23 protein-coding genes and 1 pseudogene are annotated in these 23,623 nt (G+C 68.7%); 15 read left to right on the plus strand and 9 right to left on the minus strand.

Annotated features, from left to right (window positions below):
• From ACJASC_RS16445 to ACJASC_RS16470, 6 genes and pseudogenes are all read right to left on the minus strand, one after another.
• Window positions 1–127 (minus strand): annotated as a pseudogene (locus tag ACJASC_RS16445) (electron transfer flavoprotein subunit beta/FixA family protein); the annotation flags it as partial.
• 79 nt (window positions 128–206) lie between these two features.
• The gene (locus ACJASC_RS16450; protein ID WP_415146959.1) at window positions 207–1,007 is read right to left on the minus strand and encodes an HpcH/HpaI aldolase/citrate lyase family protein; all 801 of its coding nucleotides are present in this window, start codon (window positions 1,005–1,007) and stop codon (window positions 207–209) included.
• Window positions 1,001–1,837, minus strand: a complete 837-nt coding sequence (locus ACJASC_RS16455; protein WP_415146960.1) for an HTD2 family dehydratase — start codon at window positions 1,835–1,837, stop codon at window positions 1,001–1,003. Before ACJASC_RS16455 ends, ACJASC_RS16450 begins: the two co-directional genes overlap by 7 nt.
• Before the next feature lie 2 nt (window positions 1,838–1,839).
• Window positions 1,840–2,943 (minus strand): CaiB/BaiF CoA transferase family protein, encoded by a 1,104-nt coding sequence (locus tag ACJASC_RS16460; protein ID WP_415146961.1) that lies wholly within the window; start codon window positions 2,941–2,943, stop codon window positions 1,840–1,842.
• A complete protein-coding gene (locus ACJASC_RS16465) occupies window positions 2,943–4,106 on the minus strand; it encodes an acyl-CoA dehydrogenase family protein (RefSeq protein WP_415146962.1) in 1,164 nt (387 codons plus the stop codon). The genes ACJASC_RS16460 and ACJASC_RS16465 overlap by 1 nt, the downstream gene beginning before the upstream one ends.
• Window positions 4,107–4,273: 167 nt before the next feature.
• Window positions 4,274–5,056: an IclR family transcriptional regulator gene (locus ACJASC_RS16470; RefSeq protein ID WP_415146963.1), complete on the minus strand. Its 783-nt coding sequence runs from the start codon at window positions 5,054–5,056 to the stop codon at window positions 4,274–4,276.
• 88 nt (window positions 5,057–5,144) lie between these two features.
• Here ACJASC_RS16470 and ACJASC_RS16475 point away from each other — a divergent pair, with 88 nt between their 5' ends.
• The gene (locus ACJASC_RS16475; RefSeq protein WP_415146964.1) at window positions 5,145–5,324 is read left to right on the plus strand and encodes a hypothetical protein; all 180 of its coding nucleotides are present in this window, start codon (window positions 5,145–5,147) and stop codon (window positions 5,322–5,324) included.
• A gap of 77 nt (window positions 5,325–5,401) precedes the next feature.
• Complete coding sequence (locus tag ACJASC_RS16480; protein ID WP_415146965.1) at window positions 5,402–6,766, plus strand: hypothetical protein; 1,365 nt, start codon at window positions 5,402–5,404, stop codon at window positions 6,764–6,766.
• Window positions 6,767–6,849: 83 nt separating this feature from the next.
• Here ACJASC_RS16480 and ACJASC_RS16485 read toward each other — a convergent pair whose 3' ends face one another.
• Window positions 6,850–7,776 carry a LysR family transcriptional regulator gene (locus ACJASC_RS16485; protein WP_415146966.1) on the minus strand — a complete coding sequence of 309 codons (927 nt, stop codon included), beginning with the start codon at window positions 7,774–7,776 and terminating at the stop codon, window positions 6,850–6,852.
• Window positions 7,777–7,956: 180 nt separating this feature from the next.
• Between ACJASC_RS16485 and ACJASC_RS16490 the strand changes: the two genes are divergently transcribed.
• The 9 genes from ACJASC_RS16490 (at window position 7,957) to ACJASC_RS16530 (ending at window position 18,249) form a co-directional block, all read left to right on the plus strand.
• Window positions 7,957–9,087, plus strand: a complete 1,131-nt coding sequence (locus ACJASC_RS16490) for a TAXI family TRAP transporter solute-binding subunit (protein WP_415146967.1) — start codon at window positions 7,957–7,959, stop codon at window positions 9,085–9,087.
• Window positions 9,088–9,158: 71 nt separating this feature from the next.
• Window positions 9,159–11,111: a TRAP transporter permease gene (locus tag ACJASC_RS16495; protein ID WP_415146968.1), complete on the plus strand. Its 1,953-nt coding sequence runs from the start codon at window positions 9,159–9,161 to the stop codon at window positions 11,109–11,111.
• Window positions 11,112–11,132: 21 nt separating this feature from the next.
• Window positions 11,133–11,798 (plus strand): 3-oxoacid CoA-transferase subunit A, encoded by a 666-nt coding sequence (locus tag ACJASC_RS16500; RefSeq protein ID WP_415146969.1) that lies wholly within the window; start codon window positions 11,133–11,135, stop codon window positions 11,796–11,798.
• Entirely contained in the window at window positions 11,795–12,445 is a 651-nt protein-coding gene (locus ACJASC_RS16505) for a 3-oxoacid CoA-transferase subunit B (RefSeq protein WP_415146970.1), read from the plus strand. Before ACJASC_RS16500 ends, ACJASC_RS16505 begins: the two co-directional genes overlap by 4 nt.
• A gap of 11 nt (window positions 12,446–12,456) precedes the next feature.
• Window positions 12,457–13,251 (plus strand): citryl-CoA lyase, encoded by a 795-nt coding sequence (locus ACJASC_RS16510; protein WP_415146971.1) that lies wholly within the window; start codon window positions 12,457–12,459, stop codon window positions 13,249–13,251.
• 13 nt (window positions 13,252–13,264) lie between these two features.
• Window positions 13,265–14,179: an HpcH/HpaI aldolase/citrate lyase family protein gene (locus ACJASC_RS16515; protein ID WP_415146972.1), complete on the plus strand. Its 915-nt coding sequence runs from the start codon at window positions 13,265–13,267 to the stop codon at window positions 14,177–14,179.
• Window positions 14,180–14,186: 7 nt separating this feature from the next.
• Window positions 14,187–15,170 (plus strand): NAD(P)H-dependent flavin oxidoreductase, encoded by a 984-nt coding sequence (locus ACJASC_RS16520; RefSeq protein ID WP_415146973.1) that lies wholly within the window; start codon window positions 14,187–14,189, stop codon window positions 15,168–15,170.
• A gap of 32 nt (window positions 15,171–15,202) precedes the next feature.
• Window positions 15,203–16,921 (plus strand): acyl-CoA dehydrogenase family protein, encoded by a 1,719-nt coding sequence (locus ACJASC_RS16525; protein WP_415146974.1) that lies wholly within the window; start codon window positions 15,203–15,205, stop codon window positions 16,919–16,921.
• Window positions 16,918–18,249, plus strand: a complete 1,332-nt coding sequence (locus ACJASC_RS16530) for an MmgE/PrpD family protein (protein WP_415146975.1) — start codon at window positions 16,918–16,920, stop codon at window positions 18,247–18,249. Before ACJASC_RS16525 ends, ACJASC_RS16530 begins: the two co-directional genes overlap by 4 nt.
• Here ACJASC_RS16530 and ACJASC_RS16535 read toward each other — a convergent pair.
• Window positions 18,197–19,393, minus strand: a complete 1,197-nt coding sequence (locus tag ACJASC_RS16535) for an amidohydrolase (RefSeq protein ID WP_415146976.1) — start codon at window positions 19,391–19,393, stop codon at window positions 18,197–18,199. The two genes, ACJASC_RS16530 and ACJASC_RS16535, sit on opposite strands and share 53 nt — an antisense overlap.
• 218 nt (window positions 19,394–19,611) lie before the next feature.
• On the opposite strand from ACJASC_RS16535, the gene ACJASC_RS16540 reads away from it, so the two are divergent.
• The 4 genes from ACJASC_RS16540 to ACJASC_RS16555 all read left to right on the plus strand — a co-directional run bounded on the left by ACJASC_RS16540 (window position 19,612) and on the right by ACJASC_RS16555 (window position 22,376).
• Window positions 19,612–19,881 carry a DUF2264 domain-containing protein gene (locus ACJASC_RS16540; protein ID WP_415146977.1) on the plus strand — a complete coding sequence of 90 codons (270 nt, stop codon included), beginning with the start codon at window positions 19,612–19,614 and terminating at the stop codon, window positions 19,879–19,881.
• Window positions 19,775–20,011 carry a hypothetical protein gene (locus tag ACJASC_RS16545; RefSeq protein ID WP_415146981.1) on the plus strand — a complete coding sequence of 79 codons (237 nt, stop codon included), beginning with the start codon at window positions 19,775–19,777 and terminating at the stop codon, window positions 20,009–20,011. Before ACJASC_RS16540 ends, ACJASC_RS16545 begins: the two co-directional genes overlap by 107 nt.
• Window positions 20,012–20,041: 30 nt before the next feature.
• Entirely contained in the window at window positions 20,042–21,088 is a 1,047-nt protein-coding gene (locus ACJASC_RS16550) for a Gfo/Idh/MocA family protein (protein ID WP_415146978.1), read from the plus strand.
• A 187-nt stretch (window positions 21,089–21,275) separates the two neighbouring features.
• On the plus strand, window positions 21,276–22,376 hold the full coding sequence (locus tag ACJASC_RS16555; protein WP_415146979.1) for an HPP family protein: 1,101 nt from the start codon (window positions 21,276–21,278) through the stop codon (window positions 22,374–22,376).
• 435 nt (window positions 22,377–22,811) lie between these two features.
• On the opposite strand, the gene ACJASC_RS16560 is transcribed toward ACJASC_RS16555, so the two are convergent.
• On the minus strand, window positions 22,812–23,537 hold the full coding sequence (locus ACJASC_RS16560) for an aldo/keto reductase (protein ID WP_415146980.1): 726 nt from the start codon (window positions 23,535–23,537) through the stop codon (window positions 22,812–22,814).
• Between the last annotated feature and the right edge of the window lie 86 nt (window positions 23,538–23,623).

Consider the following 23,623-nt stretch of genomic DNA (forward strand, 5'->3'; position numbering starts at 1 on the left):
CCGCGATCTCGTCGAACGGGTTCATCGACATCTTCACGTTCGCCAGATCGACGCCAGACCCGTCCGACTTCACACGGACCTTCACGTTGTAGTCGATCACCCGCTTCACGGGGACGAGAATCTTCATGCTCGCTCTTTCTCCTGATGGTCACTCATGTGCCGCGCCGGATCGCCAGTCTGCCTCGCCGTCGTGATAGACGGATCTTTCACGAGGGCTCGCCCGCAGCGAGGATGGTCCGCGCGCGGATGCGGACCGGCTCGTCGACCATCGCCCCATCGACCGCGACCGCGCCGTCGCCCGCGGCCAGCACCCGGCGTGCCCAGTCGCGTTCGACGTCGCTCGGCAAAAACGCGGCGATCGTCGGCGCGACCTGCTTGGGGTGGATGCACAGCTTGCCCGTCATGCCGTGATCGCGCGCGTGGCTCGCGTCGCTGCGGGTGATCTCGGGGTCCGACAGGTCGGTCGTCACGCCGTCCACCGGGGCCGCGATGCCCGCAAGCCGCGAGGCCAGCACCAGCTCGGCCCGAGCGGGCTGCAGGATCTCGCGCAGATGCGCGCAGCCCAGATCGGCGCAGTAGTCGATCGACCCGAAGACGAGCCGGGCGACGCCCTGCGCGGCGGCAATGGTGCGCGCGTTGGCCAAACCCTGCGCGCTTTCGACCAGCGCCAGAAGCGGCATCTGACCGCCAAGCTGCCGGTGCACTTCCGACACCGTCTCGGGCGTTTCGGATTTCGGCAGCATGACCGCCGCCACCCCGAGGGCGCGGAGTGCCGCGAGGTCGGCGTCGTGCCACTCGGTCCCGATGGCGTTGACGCGCACGATCACCGGCAGGTCCGTGAAGCGCGTATCAAGTGCGGCGCGGGCCGCTTCCTTGTCCTCGCGCGCCACCGCGTCCTCAAGATCGAGGATCACCGCATCGGCCCCCGAAGCCGCCGCCTTGGCGAAGCGTTCGGGCCGGTTGGCAGGCACGAAGAGAAAGCTGCGAAGCGTCGAGACATCTACCATCGGGCACGCGCCTCCATTGCCAGCGGACCGGCGTCGCGCGCGGTCCAAAGCCGCAGCGCGTCGCCCTCATCCTCGGCGTTCAGGGTGAAATCATGGGTGTCGAACAGCGGCGAGAGGCTGCGGAATTCGAACCCTGCGGGCGGTGCGCCGCGGATCTCCTGCGCCAGCTGCACCAGCATCGTCGCCTGCATCGGGCCATGCACGACGAGGCCGGGATAGCCTTCCTCTTGCCGCGCATAGGCCCCATCGTAATGGATGCGGTGGCCGTTGAAGGTCAGCGCGGAGTAGCGAAACAACAGGGTTGGCGTGGACCTGATGGGCCGGCAATGGTGCCCTTCCGGCGCGGCGGGCGCGCTTGGTGCCTCGGGCGTCGTCGCCTGCGCCATGCGGTAGACGATATCCTGCCGCTCGGTCAGCGCGCGCCTTCCGCCGCTCTCGACATGATGCGTGACGGTGACGAAGCACAATGGCCCGCTGCGCCCCTCCTTCAGCGCGACATCCTCGATCACCGAGCGGCGGCGCACCGCCTCGCCGATCCGGATCGGCGCGTGAAATTCGAGCGCGCCACCGGCCCACATGCGGTGGGGCAGGGGGACAGGCGGCAGAAAGCCACCGCGTTCGGGATGCCCGTCGGGGCCAAGCTCGGCGGTCGGGGCCGCGGGCTGTCCGAGGCACAGATGGATCATCAATGGCGCTTCGGCCCCGTCGTCGATCGGCGAGCTTCGGTCGAAGGTGGCTTTGAACCGCTGCACCAGCGCGCCGGTCAGCAGCTCGGCCTGCACCTCCTCGCGGCCGATCCAGCCGCGCAGATGGTCGATGTCGAGATCCATGCTCAGCCCTCCTGCGCGTTGAGACCGGGTACTGCGCCGAGCGCGCGCGCCGCACCGTCGAAGAGCGGCGCAGGCGCGGGATAGGCGACCGGGCCGTTCGGCGTCTCGACAGTGATCCGCCGCAGATGCGGATGCTCGGACAGCCCCGCCATGTCGTTTACCTCGGCCAGCGCCACATCGGCGCGCGACAATGCCGCGATCGCCTCTTGCCCCGTGCGCCGCGCAAAACCCGCCGCGACCAGAGCATCGGTGCGCGCGCGGTTGGCGACGCGGGCGAGGTTGGTGGCGAAATCGGGGTCGGTGCCGAGCGCCTCGTCGCCCAGAAACTCGCGCGCCAGCTTGCGCCATTCGCGGTCGCTCTGGACCGAGATCAGGATCGAGCGGTCGTCACGGGTGGTGAACACGCCGTAGGGCGCGATCGACGGATGCGCGAGCCCCGCGCGGCGCGGCGTCCTGCCGCCCTCGTGGTTCAGGAGCGGCACGGTCAGCCAGTCGGCCATGACGTCGAACATGGAGATGGCGATATCGGTGCCGCGCCCGGTGAGGCCGCGTCCGATCAGCGCCTCGAGGATCGCAGCATGGGCGGTCGCGCCGGTGGCGATATCGACGATCGAGACGCCGACGCGGGCCGGCTCGTCCGGGCCACCGGTGATCGAGCAGAGCCCGGATTCGGCCTGGATCAGCAGGTCATAGGCCTTGCGGTCGGCCATCGGCCCCTCCTCGCCGTAGCCCGTGATCGAACAGGTGATGAGCCGGGGATGCGTCTCGCGCAGCCGCGCGGGCGCAAAGCCCAGCCGGGCCAGCGCGCCGCGCCTGAGGTTCTGCACCAGCACGTCCGCATCTTCGAGGTGCCGCGCCAGATCGGCCTTGCCCGCCTCGGAGGCCAGATCGAGCGTCACGGAGGTCTTGCCCCGGTTGAGCCAGACGAAATAGCTCGACTGGCCCGCCGCCACGTCGTCGTAGCCGCGCGCGAAATCGCCCTCGGGCCGCTCGATCTTGATCACCTCGGCCCCCGCATCGGCAAGGCGCGCGGTGGCGAAGGGCGCGGCCACGGCCTGTTCGATGGCCACGACCTTGAGCCCTTCGAGCGGGCGGTGCGGCGCCATCAGAACGACCTCGGCAGGCCGAGCACGTGCTCGGCCACGTAGGACAGGATCAGATTGGTGGAGATCGGCGCCACCTGGTAGAGCCGGGTTTCGCGGAACTTGCGCTCCACGTCGTATTCGCAGGCAAAGCCGAAGCCGCCGTGAAACTGGATGCAGGCGTTGGCCGCCTCCCACGAGGCCTTGGCGGCGAGATATTTGGCCATGTTGGCCTCGGCCCCGCAGGGCTTTCCCGCATCGAACAGCCGGCTGGCCTTCTCGCGCATCAAATTTGCGGCCTCGATCTCGATATAGGCCTCGGCTATGGGAAACTGCACGCCCTGGTTCTGGCCGATGGGACGGCCGAAGACCTCGCGCTCGGAGACGTATTTCACCACCCGGTCGGTGAACCAGTAGCCATCGCCGATGCATTCGGCCGCGATCAGCGTGCGCTCGGCGTTGAGCCCGGTCAGGATGTACTTGAAGCCCTTGCCCTCCTCGCCGATCAGGTTCTCCTCGGGGATCTCGAGATTGTCGAAGAACAGCTCGTTGGTCTCGTGGTTGACCATGTTGAGGATCGGCTTGACGGTCATGCCGGACTTCATCGCCGCCTTGATGTCGACGAGGAAGATCGACAGGCCTTCGGACTTCTTCTTCACCTCCGACAAGGGCGTGGTGCGCGCCAGCAGGATCATCAGGTCCGAATGCTGCACCCGGCTGATCCAGACCTTCTGACCGTTGATGACATAGCGGTCGCCATGTTTCACGGCGGTGGTCTTGATCTTGGTGGTGTCGGTGCCGGTTGTGGGCTCGGTCACGCCCATGGATTGCAGCCGCAGCTCGCCGCTGGCGATCTTGGGCAGGTATTTCTGCCGCTGTTCCTCCGAGCCGTGCCGGACCAGCGTGTTCATGTTGTACATCTGGCCGTGGCAGGCGCCGGAGTTGCCACCCGCGCGGTTGATCTCCTCCATGATCACCGAAGCCTCCATCAGCCCCAGTCCCGAGCCGCCATATTCTTCGGGGATCAGCGCCGCCATCCAGCCCGCCCGCGTCAGCGCCTCGACGAATTCTTCGGGGTAGCCGCGCGCCTCGTCGATCCGGCGGTGGTAGGCGTCGGGAAACTCGGCGCAGAGCGCGCGCACGGCGTCGCGGATATCCTGATACTCGTCGGTGCTGGAATCGTACACGTGCTCGTCCTCCGGGATCGATCAATGCGGGGCGCTCCGCATGGCCCCATCATCGGATCGGTCGAGCCATAAGACAAATATCTGGTCGGACTTTCAGATATGCCGAAAAGGCATGAATGGCCGGGGCCCTCTCTCAGACGGGACGCTCTGCGCGGCTCTTCGTGCCCTTATGCCGGGGTCCCGGCCTGTCGGCCAAAGAGGCAGCGTTCGATCTGCCGCGCGGCCTCGGCCAGCGCGCTTGCCACGCGGTCGAGATCCTCATCGGTCTTCTGGCCCGCGATGGTGATGCTGCTCATGCCGAGGCGCGGCGATCCCTTGGCGTCGCAGGCCAGAGAGGCCGCGATGTCGAGGCCACGATAGAGCTGGCCGCGGTCGCTGGCGGTGCCGGTCTCGCGCGCGGTCTGCACGTCGCGCCAGTAGCTCTCGAAGCTCGGCGCGTCCTGCCAGCGCACCGTCTCGAAGCCCTTACGTGTCCGGGCCTCGTCATACCCCATCGTCGCCGCGTAACAGCGCCCGATCGCGCCCGAAAAGGCCGGCAGCCGGCTGTTGCGCGCCAGCACCGCGTGCAGGATGTTGGGCGCGGTGAAGCGGTCTGTCAGCACGATCCGCCCCTGCTCGGTCACCTGCCACAGCGCGATCATCACCTCGTGTTCCTGCGCGATCGCGGTGAGGGCGGGGCGGATCACGTCCGAAGGGTTCGCGCCCAGAAGCGGCGTGGCGAACTCCATCAGCCCCATGCCGATCCGGTAGGTCTTGGTCTCGGGGTCGAAGCTCAGCAGTCCCTCGTGGCTCAGCGTGCGCAGGATGTTGAAGGCCGACGAGATGTTGAGCCCGGTCTCGCGCGCGATCTGCGTCGCCCCCATGGGACGGCCGTGGGCGGCGAGCCTGCGCATGAGCGTCACTGCGTTCTGCACAGCTGGCACGGGCTTGTGTCCGGTATCGTCTGTCACGCTGTTCCCCATAAAGAATGTCGTTTACCATACAGAACACATCTGTTACCGCAAGAACGCGAGGATCTCGATCCGAGGGGGACCGCCAATGCCCGACGGCATCAAGGGCGACGTGTTCGAACCGCTTCCTATCACGGCGACGATGGTCAAACCCATGTCATGCCATACGCTTTTCCGGGCCGCATGGCGCGCGGGGCTGATCGCGCCGACTGGGCCAAGCCGCGCGATCTTCGTGGCCGAGATACGCCCGCAATCGCCCGGATGCTGAACGCGAGAGCCGCCCGTCTGCATTTCGGCCGCGCCGCCATCGCGACGACAGGGCGGCGGGGGGCGTTGGCGGTCGTCATGTTGTCAACGCTGCTGCTCATCGTCGTGGAGTCCCGGGCGCTGACGCTGTTCGCCACGGCGGCGCTGGTGTCGTTCCTCATGCTCGGCTGGCGCCAGTTCCGTGTCGGCACATGGGTGCCCCTGCTGCTGTGTGGCGGGGCACTGGCGCTGGCGCTCTGGCGCGGCGTGGCGGCCTCGACGCTGTGGCAGGCGATGGAGCGGATGCTGTTTCTCGCATCCCTCATCGCGATGCTGGGTACGCTGCGCTCGGCCGCGGCCATCGCGCCCGAGGTGCGGCAGGCGGGGCTCTTTCTTACCAACCAACCGGCGTCGCACCGCTATCTGTCGATGACGTTCGGCGGCCATCTCTTCGGCGTGCTGATCAATTTCGGCGGGCTGGCGCTGCTGCTCGATCTCGCGCGCCGCTCGATGTCCGACGACAGCGCCACCCGTCTGCCCGCCCCGGCGCGCGAGGCGCGGCTGAGGCGTATGAGCATGGCGGTGATCCGGGGGTTTTCGATGATCTCGCTGTGGTCCCCCTTCGGTTTTGCGACCAACGCGCTGCTGATCTCGCTGCCGGGCCTGTCCTATATGGATTTCGGCCCCATCGGTTTTGCGATGTCCTTCGTCTTCGTCGCCATCGGCTGGGGCTTCGACCGCTTGGAGGGGCGCCGCTTCCAACGCCTCGGCCTGCCGCGCCCGAGCCCGCCGCCGGGCAGCTGGCGCGGCGCTGTGGTGCTCGTGGGGCATGTGCTTGCACTTGGCGCGGCGGTGTTCGCGGGCGAGGCGCTGACGCCGCTCGGGTTCCAGCAGGCGCTGATCTTCGCGGTGCCGGGCTATGCGCTCGTCTGGGCGGCGGTGACGGGTCACCGCGCCATGGGCGGCGCGGCGGCGGGGGTCGGTGCCGCCGGGCGGGCGGCATGGGCGCGGCTGTCGGATCTGGGTGCGGAGGTGGGCGTCTTCGCCGCCGCGGGCTTTTTGCCGGTGGTGCTGCTGGAGATTCTGCCGACCGAGCCTATGCGCGCCGGGGTGCTGGCGGTCGGGCTTGGGCCGGTCGCGCTTGCGCTGGGGCTGAGCCTCGGGGTCGTGGGCATGGCGCTGGTCGGGGTGAACCCGATCGTCTCGGCCTCGGTCTTCGGCACGCTGGCCTCGCAGCTCGCGGTGCCGGGGCTGAGCGACACCGCCATCGCATTGGCCATCACCGGCGGCTGGACCGCGGTGATCGGCCTGTCGCCCTTTATCACGACGCTGGTGATCGCGGCCTCGATCATCGGGCGGGGCAGCCATGTCATTGGCCTCGTCTGGAACGGCCCCTATTGCGCGGCGATCCTGAGCATCTGGGTGGTGTTCCTCACGGTACTGATGCGCGGGGGCTGGATCTGACCCGTTCGCCCGCAATTCGGCATGCGAAGATTCTCGGACATGCCACTGCGGCATGGTCGCTTTATTAGAGTGTGGTGCTTGGGTTAAAGCGTGGTGCCCGGCCACTGGCCGCTGCCCACCATGGCATGCACCTCCGCCGTGAGGAACTCCGCGAAGCTGGAGGTCAGCCGCGATCCGGGCCGGTTGAGCGGGGTCATCAGCACCAGCGTACGGTCGATGCTGCGCCGCACGATGGGCCGGGCGATCAGCCGACCGTCGCGGACGTGGTTGGTCACGCTGACCAGCGGCAGGATGGTGCTGCCGAGCCCGCGTTCGACGAAGGCGAGCATGGTCGGCAGGATATCGACCTCAAGCACCACGTTAAGCCCACACCCCTCCTCCTGCGAGATCGCGGCGATCCGGCCGCGCAGCCCGTGCTCGGGGTTGGGCAGGATCAGCGGCTGCGCCAGCGCCTCGGCAAAGGGGATCGGCACGCCGTCCCGGCCGGGGGCCGCGCGCGCCGGCTGGATCAGGAAAAGCTGTTCCATGATCATGGGTTGCGACCTGATGGAGGGTGATTTCTGCCCCTCGTAGGCGACCCCGAGGTCGATCTTGCCGCGCAGCAGCCAGTCTTGCACATGGCCGCTGAAGCCCGAGATGACCCGCAGCTTTACCTGCGGATAGCGGGCCATGGTCCGCTCGATCATATGGGTCGCGAGGATCTCCGACACGGTCGGCGGCAGGCCCAGCGTCACCGTGCCCGAAAGCGGCGCGCGGTGCCCCGAGATGTCGCCCGCCATGTCCTCGACCTCTTCGAGGATCGCCCGCGCGCGCCGCGCCAGCCGCAGCCCCTCTTCGGTCGGCATGACGCCGCGCCCGTGGCGGCGCAGCAGCGAGACGTTCAGCTCCTCCTCCAGCGCCTGCACCTGCCGGCTCAGCGCCGGTTGGGCAATGCGCAGATGATCGGCCGCGGCGGTGATGCCGCCGAACTCGACGACATGGATGAAATTGCGCAGCTGCTTCAGTTCCATTCATGCCCCGATCGTATCGCTGATATGTCCATAATGCATTTGAAACATACCTGCCAGCCCGTCAGTCTCGCCCCGTACAGGACGTCATCCCTGTTTGGGGCGCGCCAAGACGCGCTTGGCAGGGAGCGGGTGGGTGGAGGACCGACCCGTGGGCAGCTGGAAACGCACAGGGAGGATAGCATGAAGACCGCGATCAAATACGGAGCCGCGCTGAGCGGCCTCATGGCGCTGGGGGCCCTTTCCGCGTCAGCGCAGGAGCTGCCGCAGACCATGGTCTGGACTTCCTACGACGTCGGCTCGGCGGGCTATGCCGAGGCCTCGGCCATCGCCGACGCCTTCGGCAAGGAGTTCGGCACCCGCGTGCGGATCCAGCCCTCGGGCAGCGGCATCGGCCGCCTGCAGCCGCTGCTGCAGGGTCGCGCGGATTATGCCTTCCTCGCCACAGAGGCCTTCTTCGTGGCCGAGGGCGCGTTCGATTTCGCGACACCCGACTGGGGCCCGCGCAACCTGCGCGCCGTGGCGGGTCGGCCCGCGGGCATCACGCTCATCGCGGCAGGCGACGCCGGGATCGAGACGGTCGAGGACGCGCGCGGCAAGCGGATCGCTTTCGTCGCCGGCAACCCTTCGGTGAACGTCAAATGCGAGGCGATCCTCGCCTTCGGCGGGCTGACGCTCGACGATGTCGAGGTGATCACCTTCCCGACCTATGCCTCGGCCATGTCGTCGATGACCCGCAACGAATCCGACGCCACCTGCACCACGCCGACCACCAGCCAGCTCTACGAGCTGGCCGAAAGCCCGCGCGGCATCAATTACCCGCCGCTCGAGCCCGACAACACCGCCGGCTGGGAGGGTCTGGCCAAGGTGCTGCCGATCATGGGCCCCTCGGACGAGGACATCGCCGCCGGTCTGGCCGAGGGCGAGATCGCCAAGATGGCGGCCTACCGCTACCCGGTGATCACCACCACCGCCGAGAAGACCGCCGACGAGGTCTATACCTTCATCAAGGCGCTCGACGAGACCTATGACCTCTACAAGGACGGCACCGCGACCATGGGGCGCTGGTCGCTCGATCAGTCGGGCCGCCCCGCGATCGACCTGCCGTTCCACGAGGGCGCGATCCGCTACCTCGAGGAAAAAGGCATCTGGACCGAGGAGGACACCGCCTGGAACGACAGGCGCACCGCCCGGATGGATGCAATGCTCGCCGCTTGGGAGACGTTCAAATCCGAGAACGAGGGCCTTGAGGACGAGGCCTATGCCGAAGCCTGGATGGCCCGGCGCGCCGAAGTCGTCGCCGGCCTGAACTGAAGCGAGACGCTTCGACACCTCCCCGGCGCGAAGGCGTCCGGGGAGGTGTCCCGCAAGGATCGGAACACCGCATGCAGTCCGAAGACACCACCGAGGCGCTCGCGCCGACAGGGCGGACCGCGCCCGCGCCCCTCGCCGCACCGGGCCGAGGGATCGTCCGCGTGATCGTCATGGTGATGGGCGCGCTCGGCGTCATGATGGCGATCAACCAGCAGTTCTTGCTGAACCTCTTCGGCTTCCAACCGCTCGGCAACGCCTATCTCTACTACCTGATCGGGCTGTTCCTCGCGCTGGCCTTCCTGACCCTGCCTGCCAACCCGCTCAAGCCGCGCCAGCTATGGTGGCTTGACCCGATCCTCGCGCTGGCCGCCGTCGTCAGCGGCGGCTGGCTCGGGCTGCACGGGCTGGAGATCATCCAGAAGGGCTGGGAATACGACGCGCCGGTCACCGCCGACGTCATGGCCTTCGTGCTGATCGTTCTGGTGCTCGAAGGGGTGCGCCGATCCGGCGGGCCGATCCTTCTGGTCACGGCGCTGCTGTTCGGCGCCTACCCGCTCTACGCCGATTTCATGCCCGGATTCCTCTGGGGCACCGAATATTCGCTGGTGGGCACCGTCAGGGCGCATGTGCTCGGCGTCGAATCCATCATCGGCATCCCGATGCAGGTCGTGGCCGAGCTGGTGATCGGCTTCGTGATCTTCGGCTCGGTTCTGGTCGCCACCAAGGGCAGCGATTTCTTCATGGAGCTGGCCTCGGCCCTGCTCGGCCACAGCCGCGGCGGCCCGGCCAAGGTCGCGGTGCTGGGCTCGGGCATCCTGGGCTCGCTCTCGGGCAGCGTGATCTCCAACATCCTGACCTCCGGGCCCTTCTCGATCCCGACGATGCGGCGCGTGGGCTACCCTGCGCATTACGCCGCCGCCGTCGAGGCCTGCGCCTCGACGGGGGCCACGCTGATGCCGCCGGTGATGGGCACCGTGGCCTTCGTCATGGCCTCGTTCCTCGGGGTGCAATATTCGGCCATCGTCATCGCGGCGGTGATCCCGGCGCTGATGTTCTACGCGGCCCTGCTGCTGCAGGTCGACATGTACGCCGCGCGGCGCGGGCTCATGGGCCTGCCACGCGAGGATCTGCCGCCGCTCTGGCCGGTGCTCAAATCGGGCTGGCCCTATCTTCTGAGCCTCGCGGTGCTGATCTTCGTGCTGATGGGCATGCGGCTGGAGGCGCGCTCGCCCTATTACGCTTCGGTGGTGATGCTGGTGGCAACGGCGTTCAACCGCGACACCCGCCTGACATGGGCGCGGGCCAAGGCGCTGCTTCTGGACATCTCGTCGAACATCGCAAGCCTTGTCGCCGTGCTGGCCGGGATCGGCCTCGTGGTGGGCGGGCTGTCCTATACCGGCGTGGCGGGGGCCTTCTCGCGCGAGCTGCTGCTTTATGCGGGCGGCAACACCGCGCTCATGCTGATCGCGGGTGCTGTCACGAGCTTCGTGCTCGGCATGGGGATGACGGTGACGGCGTGCTACATCTTCCTGTCGATCCTACTGGCGCCTGCGCTGGTGCAGGCCGGGCTCAACCCGATCGCCAGCCACCTGTTCATCCTCTACTGGGGCATGCTGTCCTACATCACGCCCCCCGTGGCGCTGGCCGCGATCACGGCGGCCAACGTGGCAGGCTCAAAGCCGATGCAGACCGGCTTTCACGCGATGCGCCTCGGCATGCCGCTCTTCGTGCTGCCCTTCATCTTCGTCTACGACCCGGCGCTGATCATGGAAGGCACATGGCTGCAGATCATCGAGCGAGTGGCGCTGACGCTGGTGGCGATCTGGGCGATCACCTCGGCCTTCGAGGCCTGGATCTATGGGATCGGCCGGATCGGCGTGCCGAGCCGGATCGCCTTTGCGGCGGGCGGCGTGCTGATCCTGTTCCCCGAACTGACGACCAGCCTCATCGGCGCGGGCGTTCTGGCTGCGGTGATCGCCGTCAATCTAGGGCTGAAGCGGCGCTCCGGCGCGGCAAAGGTCTGACTTCAGAGACGAGAAAGACTCATGGACAAGAGCAAGGCAGATCTGGCCGAGGCCGTGGCCTCGATAACCGACGGGGCCTCGGTGATGATCGGCGGCTTCGGCTCGTCGGGCATACCCTTCGGGCTGATCGACGCGCTGCTGGAGCAGGGCGCGACCGGGCTCACGGTGATTTCCAACAACGCGGGCGCGGGCGACACCGGAATCGCGAAGCTTCTGAAAGAGGGCCGGGTGGCCAAGGTCATCTGCTCCTACCCCCGCTCGCCGGGCTCGATCTGGTTCGAGCGGCGCTACGAGGCGGGCGAGATCGCGCTTGAGGTCGTCCCCCAAGGCACGCTGGCCGAACGCATCCGCGCGGCCGGGGCGGGCTTGGGCGGGTTTCTGACGCCCACCGCCTACGGCACGCTTCTGGCCGAGGGCAAGGAGACGCGGATCATCGACGGCAAGGGCTATGTGCTGGAGGCCCCGCTTCCGGCCGATTTCGCGCTGCTGCGCGCGGATCGCGGCGATCCTTGGGGCAACCTGAGCTTCCATGCGACGGCGCGCAATTTCAACCCGGTGATGGCCATGGCCTCGCGCCACGCGGTGGCCGAGGTGCGCGAGCTGTCGCGCGCGCCGCTTGATCCGGAACGGGTGGTGACGCCGGGCATCTTCGTCCAGAGCGTCGTGGAATACGGGGTGCGCCCATGAGCGTCATGTCTCTCAATCGCCTGACCGATGCCGAACTGGCCGCCCGCGTCGCGCGCGACATCCCCGACGGCGCTTACGTCAACCTCGGGATCGGCAAACCCACCCATGTCTCGTCCCATGTGCCCGAGGGGCGCGAGGTGATCTACCACTCCGAGAACGGCATCCTCGGCGTCGGCCCGACCCCGCCCGAGGGCGAGGAGGACCTTGAGCTGATCGACGCCAGCAAGCGCTATGTCACGCCCGCGCCGGGGGCGGCCTATTTCGAACATGCCGACAGCTTCGCGATGATGCGCGGCGGCCATATCGATATCGCCGTGCTCGGCGCCTACCAGGTGGCCGAAACCGGCGATCTGGCGAATTGGGCGACGCTGGACGAGAAGTTCCCACCCGCCGTCGGCGGCGCGATGGATCTCGTGGTCGGGGTGCCGACCATCCTCGTGATGATGCGCCACACAGACCGCGACGGCAGCCCCAAGCTGCTCAAACGCTGCACCTACCCGCTGACGGGCCTCGGCGTGGTGCGCCGGGTCTATACCGATCTCGCGGTGCTCGACGTGACGCCGCAAGGCTTCCGGCTCGTGGAGCTGACCCCCGGCAATGGCCTCGACGCCGTGCGCGCCGTCACCGGAGCCGACATCCTGACCTGAAAGGACCACCCATGCCCAAGCGCAAGGACCGCCTGACCTCCGACATCGGCTGGAGCACCGCCGACCGGATCACCGTGCGCGGCCTCGACCTGCCGAGCGAGATCCTGGGCGAGATGAACCTCGGCGACCTCGCCTTCCTGCTGACCGCGCACCGCAAGCCGACGCCCGAGGAATCCAAGGTCTTCAACGCCATCGTCATCACGCTGGTCGAGCATGGCATCACCCCTTCGGCCATGGTGGCACGGCTGACCTACATGGGCGCGCCGGAGTCGCTCCAAGGTGCGGTGGCCGCGGGGCTCAACGGGCTGGGCACGGTCTTCGTGGGCTCGATGGAGGGGGCCGCGCGGATGCTTTACGAGGCGTTGCCCGCCGAGCGGGTGGGGCAAGGTGCCGATCTCGACGCGATCGCGCGCGAGGTCGTCGCCGATCACGCCGAGCGAAAGGCCATCGTGCCGGGGCTAGGCCATCCGCTGCACAAGCCCGTGGACCCGCGCACGCCGCGCCTGTTCGAGATCGCGGCCCAGAACGGGCTTTCGGGCGATTACGTGGCCCTGATGCAGGCGATCCAGCGCGAGGCCGAGGCTGTGCGGGGCAAGGCACTGCCGATCAACGCCACCGGCGCGATCGGGGCGATCTGCTGCGAGTTCGGCTTTCCGTGGCAGATCGTGCGCGGCTTCGGCGTCATGGCCCGCTCGATCGGCCTTGTCGGGCATCTGCTGGAGGAGCGCAGCGATCCGATGGCCTTCGAGCTGTGGCAGAGGACCGAGGAAGAGATCCTGCGCAACAGCGGCCCGCAGGGCGGCTGAGCCGGGGGAGGGCATGGATCATGCGCGCGCGAGCACCGAGCCGTCCGGGGCGCTGCCAAGGGTGGAGGACCGCATGGAGTTGATCGATCTGGGCGAGGACACGCCGCGCTTTCCGCTCTTCGTGCCCGCCGACAGGCCGGATGTCTTCGCGGCGGCCTGCGAGGCGGGGGCCGATGCCGTGGTCATCGATTTCGAGGATTCCGTGGCCCCCGACAGCAAGGCGGCGGTGCGGCGCATCCCGGCGGGCGCATTGCCCGAGCACCGCGCGGTGAAGCTCTATCTGCGTGTCAACGGCACCGGCACGCCGTGGCACCGCGACGACGTGGCCTTTGCCCGGATGAGCGGCGTCGACGGTGTCGTGCTGCCCAAGGTCGAGAGCGCCGAGCAGGTCGCGCGGCTGCGCGCCGGGCTGGGAGAGGGGCAGCGGATCGTGGCGATGATCGAGACGGCGCGCGGCCTGTCGAACGTCGAGGCGATCGCGCTGACTGCGGACCGGCTGGCGTTCGGCTCGATCGACCTGTCGGAGGACATGGGTTGCGCCCACACCCGGCTGGCTTTGCTGCCGCTGCGCAGCCGGCTGGTGCTCGCCTCGCGGCTCGCCGAGCGCCCGGCACCGCTCGACGGCGTGTCGATCGGCGTGGAGGATGCGGCGGCGGTGGCCGATGACGCGCGGCATGCCCATGAGCTCGGCTTCGGCGGCAAGTGCCTGATCCATCCCCGGCAGATCGCCCCGGCCCGTACCGGCTTCGGCGCGATCCCGCAGGATCTTGATTGGATCCGCCACATCGGCGCCATCGACGGCGGCGCGCCTGCCGAACCCGTGCAGTCCCCGGTGGCGGTGCGGGCGAGACGGCTTCTCGCGCGGAACGGCGCAGAGACATCGCGGCCCGCCGACCCGGCGACGCGTCCATCATCGACAGCAAAGTGAGGATCATATGACCGAGCAACGTCACATCGCGGCAAGCGGCCCTGCCTCGGCGCTCGGGGCAGGGATGAAGCTGCCGCTCATCTGCGCGCCGATGTTCCTCGCCTCCGGCGTCGATCTGGTGGTGGCGCAGTGCTGCGCCGGGGCGATCGGCACCTTTCCGTCGCTCAACGCCCGCCCCGCCGAGCGTCTGGACGAATGGCTCACCGAGATCGAGACCCGGCTGGAGACGCATCGCCGCGACACCGGAGAGACCCCGGCCGCCTACGGGGTCAACCTCATCGTCAACGAGTACAACACCCGGCTCGACGACGACCTCGCCGCCATCGTGCGCCACAAGGTGCCGCTGGTCATCACCTCGCTCTCGGCCCCCGACAAGGTGGTCGAAGCAGTGCATGGCTATGGCGGCGTGGTGTTTCACGACGTGATCAAGCCGCGCCACGCGCGTCGCGCGCTCAAGGCCGGGGTCGACGGGCTGATCCTCGTCTGCGCGGGCGCGGGTGGCCATGCCGGCACGCTCAGCCCCTTCGCGCTGGTTGAGGAGGTGCGCGGCTTTTACGACGGGCCTCTGGTGCTGTCGGGGGCGATCGCCAATGGCCGCGCCATCCTCGCGGCCCAAGTGCTGGGCTGCGAGTTTGCCTATGCGGGCACGGTCTTCATCCCGACCGAGGAGGCGATCGCGCCCGAGGGGCACAAGGAGATGATCCTCGCCGCCGCCTCCGACGGCATCACCTACACGCCGCTGTTTTCGGGCACGCATGCCAATTACCTGACGGCAAGCGTCGAGGCCGCAGGCGTCGACCCCGAAGAGGCCCGCCGCGCGCAGCCGCGCCGTATGCAGGACAAGTCCGACCCTGAGCGGCCCAAGGCCTGGAGCCAGGTCTGGAGCGCCGGGCAGGCGGTGGCGCAATCGCGCGCGCTGGAGCCCGCGGCACAGGTCGTGGCCCGTCTTGCGCGCGAATACGATGCGGGGCGGGCGGCGCTGCGCCAATGAGGGCGGGCGAGATGCCGGCAAGCGAGACAGGGGTGCCCGACAGCCGCGGGCAGAACAGCTACCGCAGCGATCCGGCCTTTGCGGCGCTGATGTCGGTCTATCTGCCCGAGGCGCTGCGCCCGGTGATCGAGCCGCAGCTCGACCGCATGGGCGCGCTGGTCGGCGACCGGCTGGAAGGGCTGGCGCTGACCGCCGACAAAAATTCGCCCGTGCTGACGCTGCGCGACCGCACCGGGGCGGCGTGCCAGCGCATCGAGAAGCACCCCGCCTATGTTGAGCTTGAACGCTATGCCTTCAGTGAGTTCGGTCTTGCCGCCATGTCGCATCGCGGCGGCGTCTTCGGCCAGCCGGACGCGCTGCACCCGATGGCGAAATACGCGCTGGTCTATCTCTTCGTGCAGGCCGAGTTCGGCCTGTGCTGCCCCCTGAGCATGACGGATTCGCTGACCCGCACGCTGCGCAAGTTCGGCTCGGACGAGTTGATTGAGCGCTATCTCGACCGGCTGACCAGCCAGGACATGGACGAGCTGTTCCAAGGCGCGATGTTCATGACCGAGCAGGCGGCGGGCTCGGATGTCGGCGCGGTGGAGACGGTGGCGCGCCACGAGGACGGCGGCTGGCGGCTTTACGGCGACAAATGGTTCTGCTCCAACCCCGACGCCGCGCTTGCGATGGTGCTGGCGCGGCCAGAGGGCGGCGGCGCGGGCACGAGAGGGCTGTCGCTGTTCCTGCTGCCGCGGCACCTGCCCGACGGCAGCCTCAATGCCTACCGGATCATCCGGCTCAAGGACAAGATGGGCAGCCGCTCCATGGCCTCGGGCGAGATCGTGCTTGAGGGGGCGCAGGCGCATCTGGTGGGCGAGGCGGGGCAGGGCTTCAAGCAGATGACCGACATGATCAACATGTCGCGCCTGGCCAACGGCGTGCGCAGCGCCGGGCTGATGCGTCGCGCGGTCTCGGAGGCGCTTCATATCGCCCGCAACCGCCGCGCCTTTGGCCAGAAGCTGATCGAGATGCCGCTGATGCGGCGGCAACTGGCGAAGATGCATCTCGCCGCCGAGCAGGGCCGCAGCATGGTGTTTCACACCGCGCGGGTGCTGGAGGCGGCTGATCGCGGCGACGCGGGCATGGCCCGCGTGCTGCGCATCCTCACACCGCTGATCAAGTTCCGGGTCTGCCGCGATGCGCGCAAGGTGGCGGGCGACGCGATGGAGGTGCGCGGCGGCTGCGGCTACATCGAGGAATGGTCCGACGCGCGGGTGCTGCGCGATGCGCATCTGGGCTCGATTTGGGAGGGCACGAGCAATATCGTGGCGCTCGACGTGGCCCGCGCCACGCGGCGCGAGGGCGCGCTCGACGCCCTGCTCGATTATCTGCGCGACTGCCTGCACGAGGTCGAACCCGATCTCGCACAACCTTTGAACGAGGCGCTGACGCGCGCGGCCGCACTGATGCGCATGGTCGCGGGGCAGGAGGGCTCGCCCGAGCCGCATGAGACGCGGCGTGCGGCGACGGCGCTTTATGGCGCGACCTCCGGCGTCTTTCTCGCTTGGGAAGCCGCGCAACTGAGCCAAGGCGCAGCCGCGCAGGACCGGACACGGCTCGCGCGGCTGGTCCTGTCCGAAAAGCTCGCCGCGCGAGGCCCGCTCGCCCCCGCTATGCCCGAGCCGGATTGGCTGCACGATCTGCTGCTGCGCGCGGGCGGCGCGGAGGAGCCTTCATCACCCCGAACAGGAGACCCGACGCCATGACGATTGCCCGCACCCTTGCCGATTTCGCATCCGGGCCGGTGAATGCGGACGCGCGGATGCAGCGGTTCGTCACCCTGTCGCTGTTCGACTGGGCCAGCGTCGGCCTTGCCGGTACGGGCGAGCCCGTGGCGCGGGCGGCGCGTGACATGGCGCTTGGCCGTGATGCCGCGCGGGGCGCTACGCTCTTGGGAGGCGGTCGCGCGCAGGCGGCGCAGGCCGCGCTGGTCAACGGTGCCACGAGCCACGCGCTCGATTACGACGACACGCATTTCGGCCATATCGGTCACCCGAGCGTCGCGGTGATCCCCGCGGCGCTGGCCATCGCAGAGACCGAAGGCGAGGTGGCCGATCCGCGCGCGGCACTTGCCGTGGGGCTGGAGGTGGCCTGCCGGGTCGGGGGCTGGCTGGGGCGCAGCCACTATGAGGCGGGGTTTCACCAGACCGGCACCTCTGGCGCCTTTGGTGCCACGGCGGCGGCCGGGCGAATGCTGCGGCTCGACCCTGAGCGCATGGCGCAGGCGCTGTGCCTGACTGCGACCCGCGCGGCAGGGCTGAAAAGCCAGTTCGGCACCATGGGCAAGCCGCTGAACGCGGGCTTCGCCGCAGAGGTTGGCGTCACCTCGGCGCTGCTGGCGCGGGCGGGTGCCACCTCGGCCCCCGACGCCATAGAGGGCGCGCAGGGCTTCGGGCCGACCCATGTTGGCAGTGCGGAGGCCTCAGCGTTCGACGGGCTCGGGCGCGAGTGGCTTTTTCCGGACATCTCCTACAAGTTCCACGCCTGCTGCCACGGGCTGCACGCCATGCTCGAAGCCCTGCGCGAGATCCGCGATGGAGGTGTGAACGCCGCCGAGATAGAAAGCGTGACGGTCCGCACCCACCCGCGCTGGCTCGCGGTCTGCAACCAGCCCGAACCCGCCACCGGCCTGCAGGCGAAGTTCAGCTACCGTCTGACCGCCGCGATGATGCTCGCGGGCGTCGATACCGCGGCACTGGACAGCTACAGCGACGCCACCTGTGCGCGCGCCGATCTGCGCGCCCTGCGCGACCGGGTGCGGGTCGAGACCGACGAGGGCCTGAGCGACAGCACGGCGGAGGTTTCGGTGATCGCTTCGGGCAGGATTCACGAGGCCCGTCACGACATCCTCGCCCCCATCGACCCGGCGCTGATCGAGCGGCGGCTGCGCGACAAGTCGGCAACCTTGCTGGGAGGCGCCGAGGCCGAGGCGCTCTGGCGCGCGGTCGCGGGGATCGACGAGGCCGAAGGGCTCGCGCGGCTCACGGCCCGCCTTGGCGCGCGGACCGGCCAGAGCTTGGCGAGGGACGGCTGACTTCGGCGAAGTGCCAGTCCTTCAGCCATACCCCAGCAGATCCCCGGTCAGCCGCGCAAAGCAGCGCAGCCCGGTCCCGCCCCGCGCCCAAGAGCATCAGCGCGGCTTTCGCCCTGTCCCCGAAACGGCCGAAGTCCTCGGAGGCGCGCATTGGCTGACCTTCGGGGCCGTGGGACACGGCTTCGGCTTCGAGTGCTGCCGCAAGCCGCGCCACCGCCTCCGCGTCGTTCTCGCAATGGCGAAACACGTCGTGATGCGTGATCCGAAGCCCGAGGCCATGCCGCTCGGCCGACTGCCCCGCCAGCGCCTCGGCCTGCTGCACGAGCCCGTCCGTCCGGTCGTCGGTAAGGCTGCGCAGCGTGACGAGAACCTCCGCCTCCCCCGGCGCGATGCCGAAGGCGGGCGCGCCCATCCGGGCATGGGTGACCGTGACGAGGGCGAACTCCGCATCCTCGATCCCGCCCGCGCCAAGCGCGGTCAGCGCCGGCATCAGCGCGCAGATCGCGGCCATGGGCGAAAGACCCGCCTCGGGCTGCGAAGCATGGGCGGTCCGCCCGGTGAGCACGATCCGCATCCCGCGCGGGGCGCAGGCCGCGGGACCGGGCCGCAGCGCCGCTTGGCCAAGCGGCAGCCCCGGCATGTTGTGCAGCGCAAAGGCCCAGTCCGGCGCGATCCGCGCGAAGGCCGGATCGGCGATCACCGCCGCCGCGCCGCGCCCGTCCTCCTCCGAGGGCTGGAACAAAAGCACCACGCGGCCCCGGCTCGGGCGATGCCGCCCCAGCAGTTCGGCCATTCCCGCCAGGATCGCCATATGCCCGTCATGACCGCACAGATGCCCCGTGCCCGGCACGGTCGAGCGCCAGTCCGGCGTTCCCGTCTCCTCGATCGGCAGCGCGTCGAGCTCGCAGCGCAGCATCAGCACGGGGCCGGGCACCGCGCCCTCAAAGACCGCCGCGACCCCGTGGCCGCCAAGGCCGGTCAGCAGCGCATCGGGGCGGGTCGTCTCCAACCGCGCCACGACCCGCACCGCCGTTCCGGCCTCCTGTCCCGACACCTCCGGGTGCCGGTGCAACTCGCGCCGCCAAGCGGCGAGGTCGGCCAGATCGGCGGCATCGAGCCGGGGCGTGTCGCTGTCATGGGGCATGGTCTCTCCTCGCTCCTGTCGTCCGCCCGTGTTTCCGGCGCCAGATGAAGCTTTTTCCCGCGATGCTGCAAGCGGGGCGCGGAGGGTTGTCGCGGCAGCGACCGGGCATGGCAGGTGGAAACGAGCGGTCCGTATGCAAAGCTCGTGATGCAGGGGCAAGGGAGCGCAATGGGCGCGGCCCAATGGGGGTGGGCCCGAGCGATCAGCGCATGGTTGAAATGGCCGGGATCGCCTTTGTGTGGATAGTGGTGCCGGAGGCCTTCTGGCACCCGCTCTTGCCCGCCGAACGGGACCGCGCCGCGCGCTGGATGCTGCGGAACAACGACGCGGCGCCTTCGGACGACAACTGGCTGTTCTTCCGGGTGCTTGTGAACCTCGCCCTTGCCCGGCCCGGTCCGGCCCGGCCCGACCCGGCCTGGCCGGGACTGGTCGCGCGCGGCGGTCGAGGCGGCGCTGGAGCGAATCAACCGCTTGCACCTCGGCGATGACTGGTGTCGCGATAACGACGAGAACCAGATCGACGACGACACGCCCATGGTGTTCCCGTTCCACGGGCTGATCTTCGCCCGTTTCGGCAATGAGCTGTTTCCGGCGCCGGCCCGGCGTTTGGGGGCATGATCTGATATCGAACGGACAGGAGCAGGATACATGGCGGCATCCACGGCACGACAGCCCATCAGCGTGGCCCTGATCGGGGCAGGCATGATCGCGAAGACCCACCTGGCCGCGCTGTCGGCGGCACAGGACGTGGCCCGGCTCAAAGCCGTCGTTTCGCGCAGGCCCGAGCGGGCCCGTTCTCTCGTCGCGCTCTACGAGGGTGCGGCGCCGGACTTCACGGCCGATCTTTCCGCCATCGCCGCGGATCCGTCGATCCGGATGGCCATCGTCGCGACACCGCCTGATGCGCGGCGGGAGGTGGTCGAAACGCTGGCGAAGACGGGCACGCATATCCTGCTCGAAAAGCCGGTCGGACGCAGCTTGAGCGAGGCACAAGAGGTGGTGGAGATCTGCGAGCGCGCGGGCGTCACGCTCGGGATCATGTTCCAGCACCGGGCGCGGCCACCCTCCTTGGCGGCGGCGCGCCATGTCGCCAGCGGCGCGCTCGGACAGCTCGGCCTCGTGGAGATCGCGGTGCCGCTGTGGCGCGACCAGTCCTATTACGACGAGCTGTGGCGCGGCAGCTATGCGCGCGACGGCGGCGGCGTGATGATCACCAACGCGATCCATTCCATCGACCTCGCGCTCAGCCTGACCGGCCCGGTGACGAGTGTCCGTTCGATGACCGCGACGACGCTGCTGCACCGGATGGAGGCCGAGGATTTCGCCGTGGCCGGGCTGCGCTTCGCCTGCGGCGCGGTGGGCTCTCTGGTCGCCGGCACCGCGATGTATCCCCACAGGACCGAGGTCATCCGCCTTCACTTCGAGCAGGCGAGCCTGAAGATCGACAAGGACGAGCTTGAGATCAGCTGGCGCGACGGGCGCAGGGATGTCGAGGCGGCATCCGGGCACGCAGGCGATAGCGCGCTCGGTGCAAGGCATGCGTGGCATCAGGCGATGATCGAGGATTTCATCGAAGCGATCCAGTCCGGGCGCAAACCGATGGTCACCGGACGCGAGGCGCTGATATCCCACCGGCTGATAGAGGCGATCGAGACCTCGTCTCGCACAGGCGGCCTGGTCGAGCTCGACTGCTGATCGGAGGTTTTACCGCCGCCTCGAACACGCAGACTGCGCGAAGACACTGCCCGGCCTGCCTGTTCCTCCAAGCGCCGGGCGGGCAGAACGATCTCCTTTTCCATGCACGTGGGCGTTTCATCATTGCCCACTCCTGAGGCATAGGGCGCAAAGATTGCCCAGTTTCCGGGCGGTTCAGGAGGTTCGAATGCAGGCATGGCAGCATCTCTACCCGGCGCTTCCGGCGTCTCGTGGGGCCGAAACCCTGCGCGCGGGCCTGGGCGCGCTCTTAGGGATCGGGCTGTGCGCCCTCGGGGTGGAAGCGGCGGCCCGGTTCGGCCTTTCCTCGCTTTATCTCGTCGCCCCCTTGGGTGCGACGGCCGTGCTGGTCTTTTGCGTGCCGAACTCGCCCCTTGCCCAGCCTTGGTCAGCGGTAGCCGGCAACGTGACGGCAGCGCTCGTCGCGTGGCTGACGGTGTGGATCGTCCCAGAGCCCTGGACGGCGGCCATCGCCGTCGGGGCGGCGATCGGCGCGATGATGCTTGTGCGGGCGCTGCACCCGCCCGGCGGCGCCGTCGCGCTGTTGACAGCACTCGAGCCGGGACCGGCGCTGGAGGCGGGACCGCTCTTTGCGCTCGTGCCGGTGGGGCTGACCACCGCCGCGCTGGTGCTTGCAGCCGTGCTTTACAACCGCGCGACGGGGCGGGTTTATCCCTTTCGCCAGCCGGGAGCGGGAAAGGCGGAGGATCCCGCACCGCGGCTTGGTCTTTCGGAGGCGCAGCTCGGCGCGCTGCTCGATCGGTTTCACCAATCGAGCAATCTCGGCGTGGTGGACCTTGGCCGGATGCTGGCGGCGGCAGAGGCGGAGGCGACCCGGCACCGGTTCGGCGGCACGACCTGCGCCGACATCATGACCACGGGGCTGATCACCATGCGGCCTGACACGCCGCTGCCCGAAGCGGCGCGGCTGTTTCGCCGCCATGCCATCAAAAGCCTGCCCGTCGTCGAGAGCGACATGACGCTGCGCGGTGTCGTGCTGCAGTCCGACCTGCTCGACGCCGTGGCGGCCCAAGGTCGGCCCATGTCCCTCAGGCACCGGTCCGTCCATCGCAAGGTCTCGCAGGTGATGCAGCCCGCCGCGCGGGCGGTACCGCATGACATGCCGATCGGCGCGCTGCTTCACCGGCTGGCGGCGCAAGGCAGCGAGGTCATCCCGGTTGTGCAAGAGGAGCGGCTGGTCGGCATCCTGACCCGCTCGGACATCATCCGGCTGTTGCTGCGCGGGGCACAGGACCGCACCGCCGCCTGAAGCGCGCCGCGATCGTTCGGCACGGGCTTCACCTCCTGCGATCCGCCGCGCATCAGCCCGATGCCATGGCGGGCGGAATTCCAATACTGTGTGACACAAGAATACGGTCGCTGGCTGCGCCCGGTGAGCTACCAGAACATGCCAAAGGCACTGCTGCCCGAAGACCTGCACTGACCCGACCTGCGCAACCAAGGCGCGACGCGCCTTGTCCCACCCGGACCACCCCGATCGCCACAAGCGTACATCGCATGGGCGCGGGCGTCTGATCTGAGCCGCGAGCCTCCAATCTCATCGCCGAATAATCTGCTAAGGTTCATCGTCGACGACCTCGAAGGGCTGGACGAGGCCGTCGATCTTCTGGCGCTGATCGAGGATCGATCTCCCGGCGGTTCTGAACTACGGCCCGTCCGCTGAATGCGGGCGGGCCTTTTCGCGTCACCAGCGGTGATGCACATGCGGTCGGATGCGCGTCTCGTAGATCTCGCGCACCCCGGCCATCAGATCCTCGGGCAGCATCGGCAACCCGCTGGCGGCGGCGTTGGAATTGGCCTGCTCGGGCGTCTTGGCGCCGGGGATCACCACCGTCACCGCCTCCTGTATCAGGATCCAGCGCAGCGCCACCTGCGCCATTACCGCCTCGGCCGGAAGCAGCAGCCGCAGCGCCTCGACCGACTCCAGTGCCACATCATAGGGCACGCCCGCAAAGGTCTCGCCCTTGTCGAAGGCCGCGCCGTCGCGGTTGAAATGGCGATGATCGTCGGGTGCGAAATCCGTATCGGGCAGCATCTTGCCCGTCAGCAGCCCCGAGGCCAGCGGCACCCGCGCGATCACCGCCTTGTGGCGCCGCCTTGCCTCCGGCAGGAACAGCTCAGCCGGGCGCTGGCGGAAAATGTTGTAGATGATCTGCACCGAGTCGACGTTGTCGTACTCGATCACCTTCAGCCCCTCCTCGACCTTCTCGACCGAGACGCCGTAGCGGCGGATCTTGCCGCGCGACACCAGATCGTCGAGCGCCCCGAACACTTCCGGCCTGTAATAGACCTCCGTGGGCGGACAATGCAGTTGCACGAGGTCGAGCGTGTCGGTGCCGAGATTTTTCAGGCTGCGATCGACGAAGCCCTCTGAATAGCCCCGTGTCTTGTGGACGCCTTCTTCGCTAATTTTGAGGCAAGGAGGCCATGATGAGCAGCAGCAAGTTCAGCGAGGAGTTCAAGCGGGACGCGGTCGCACAGATCACCGAGCGGGGC

Origin of the sequence: Limimaricola cinnabarinus (assembly GCF_047631075.1) — a bacterium.
Classification (GTDB): domain Bacteria; phylum Pseudomonadota; class Alphaproteobacteria; order Rhodobacterales; family Rhodobacteraceae; genus Limimaricola; species Limimaricola cinnabarinus.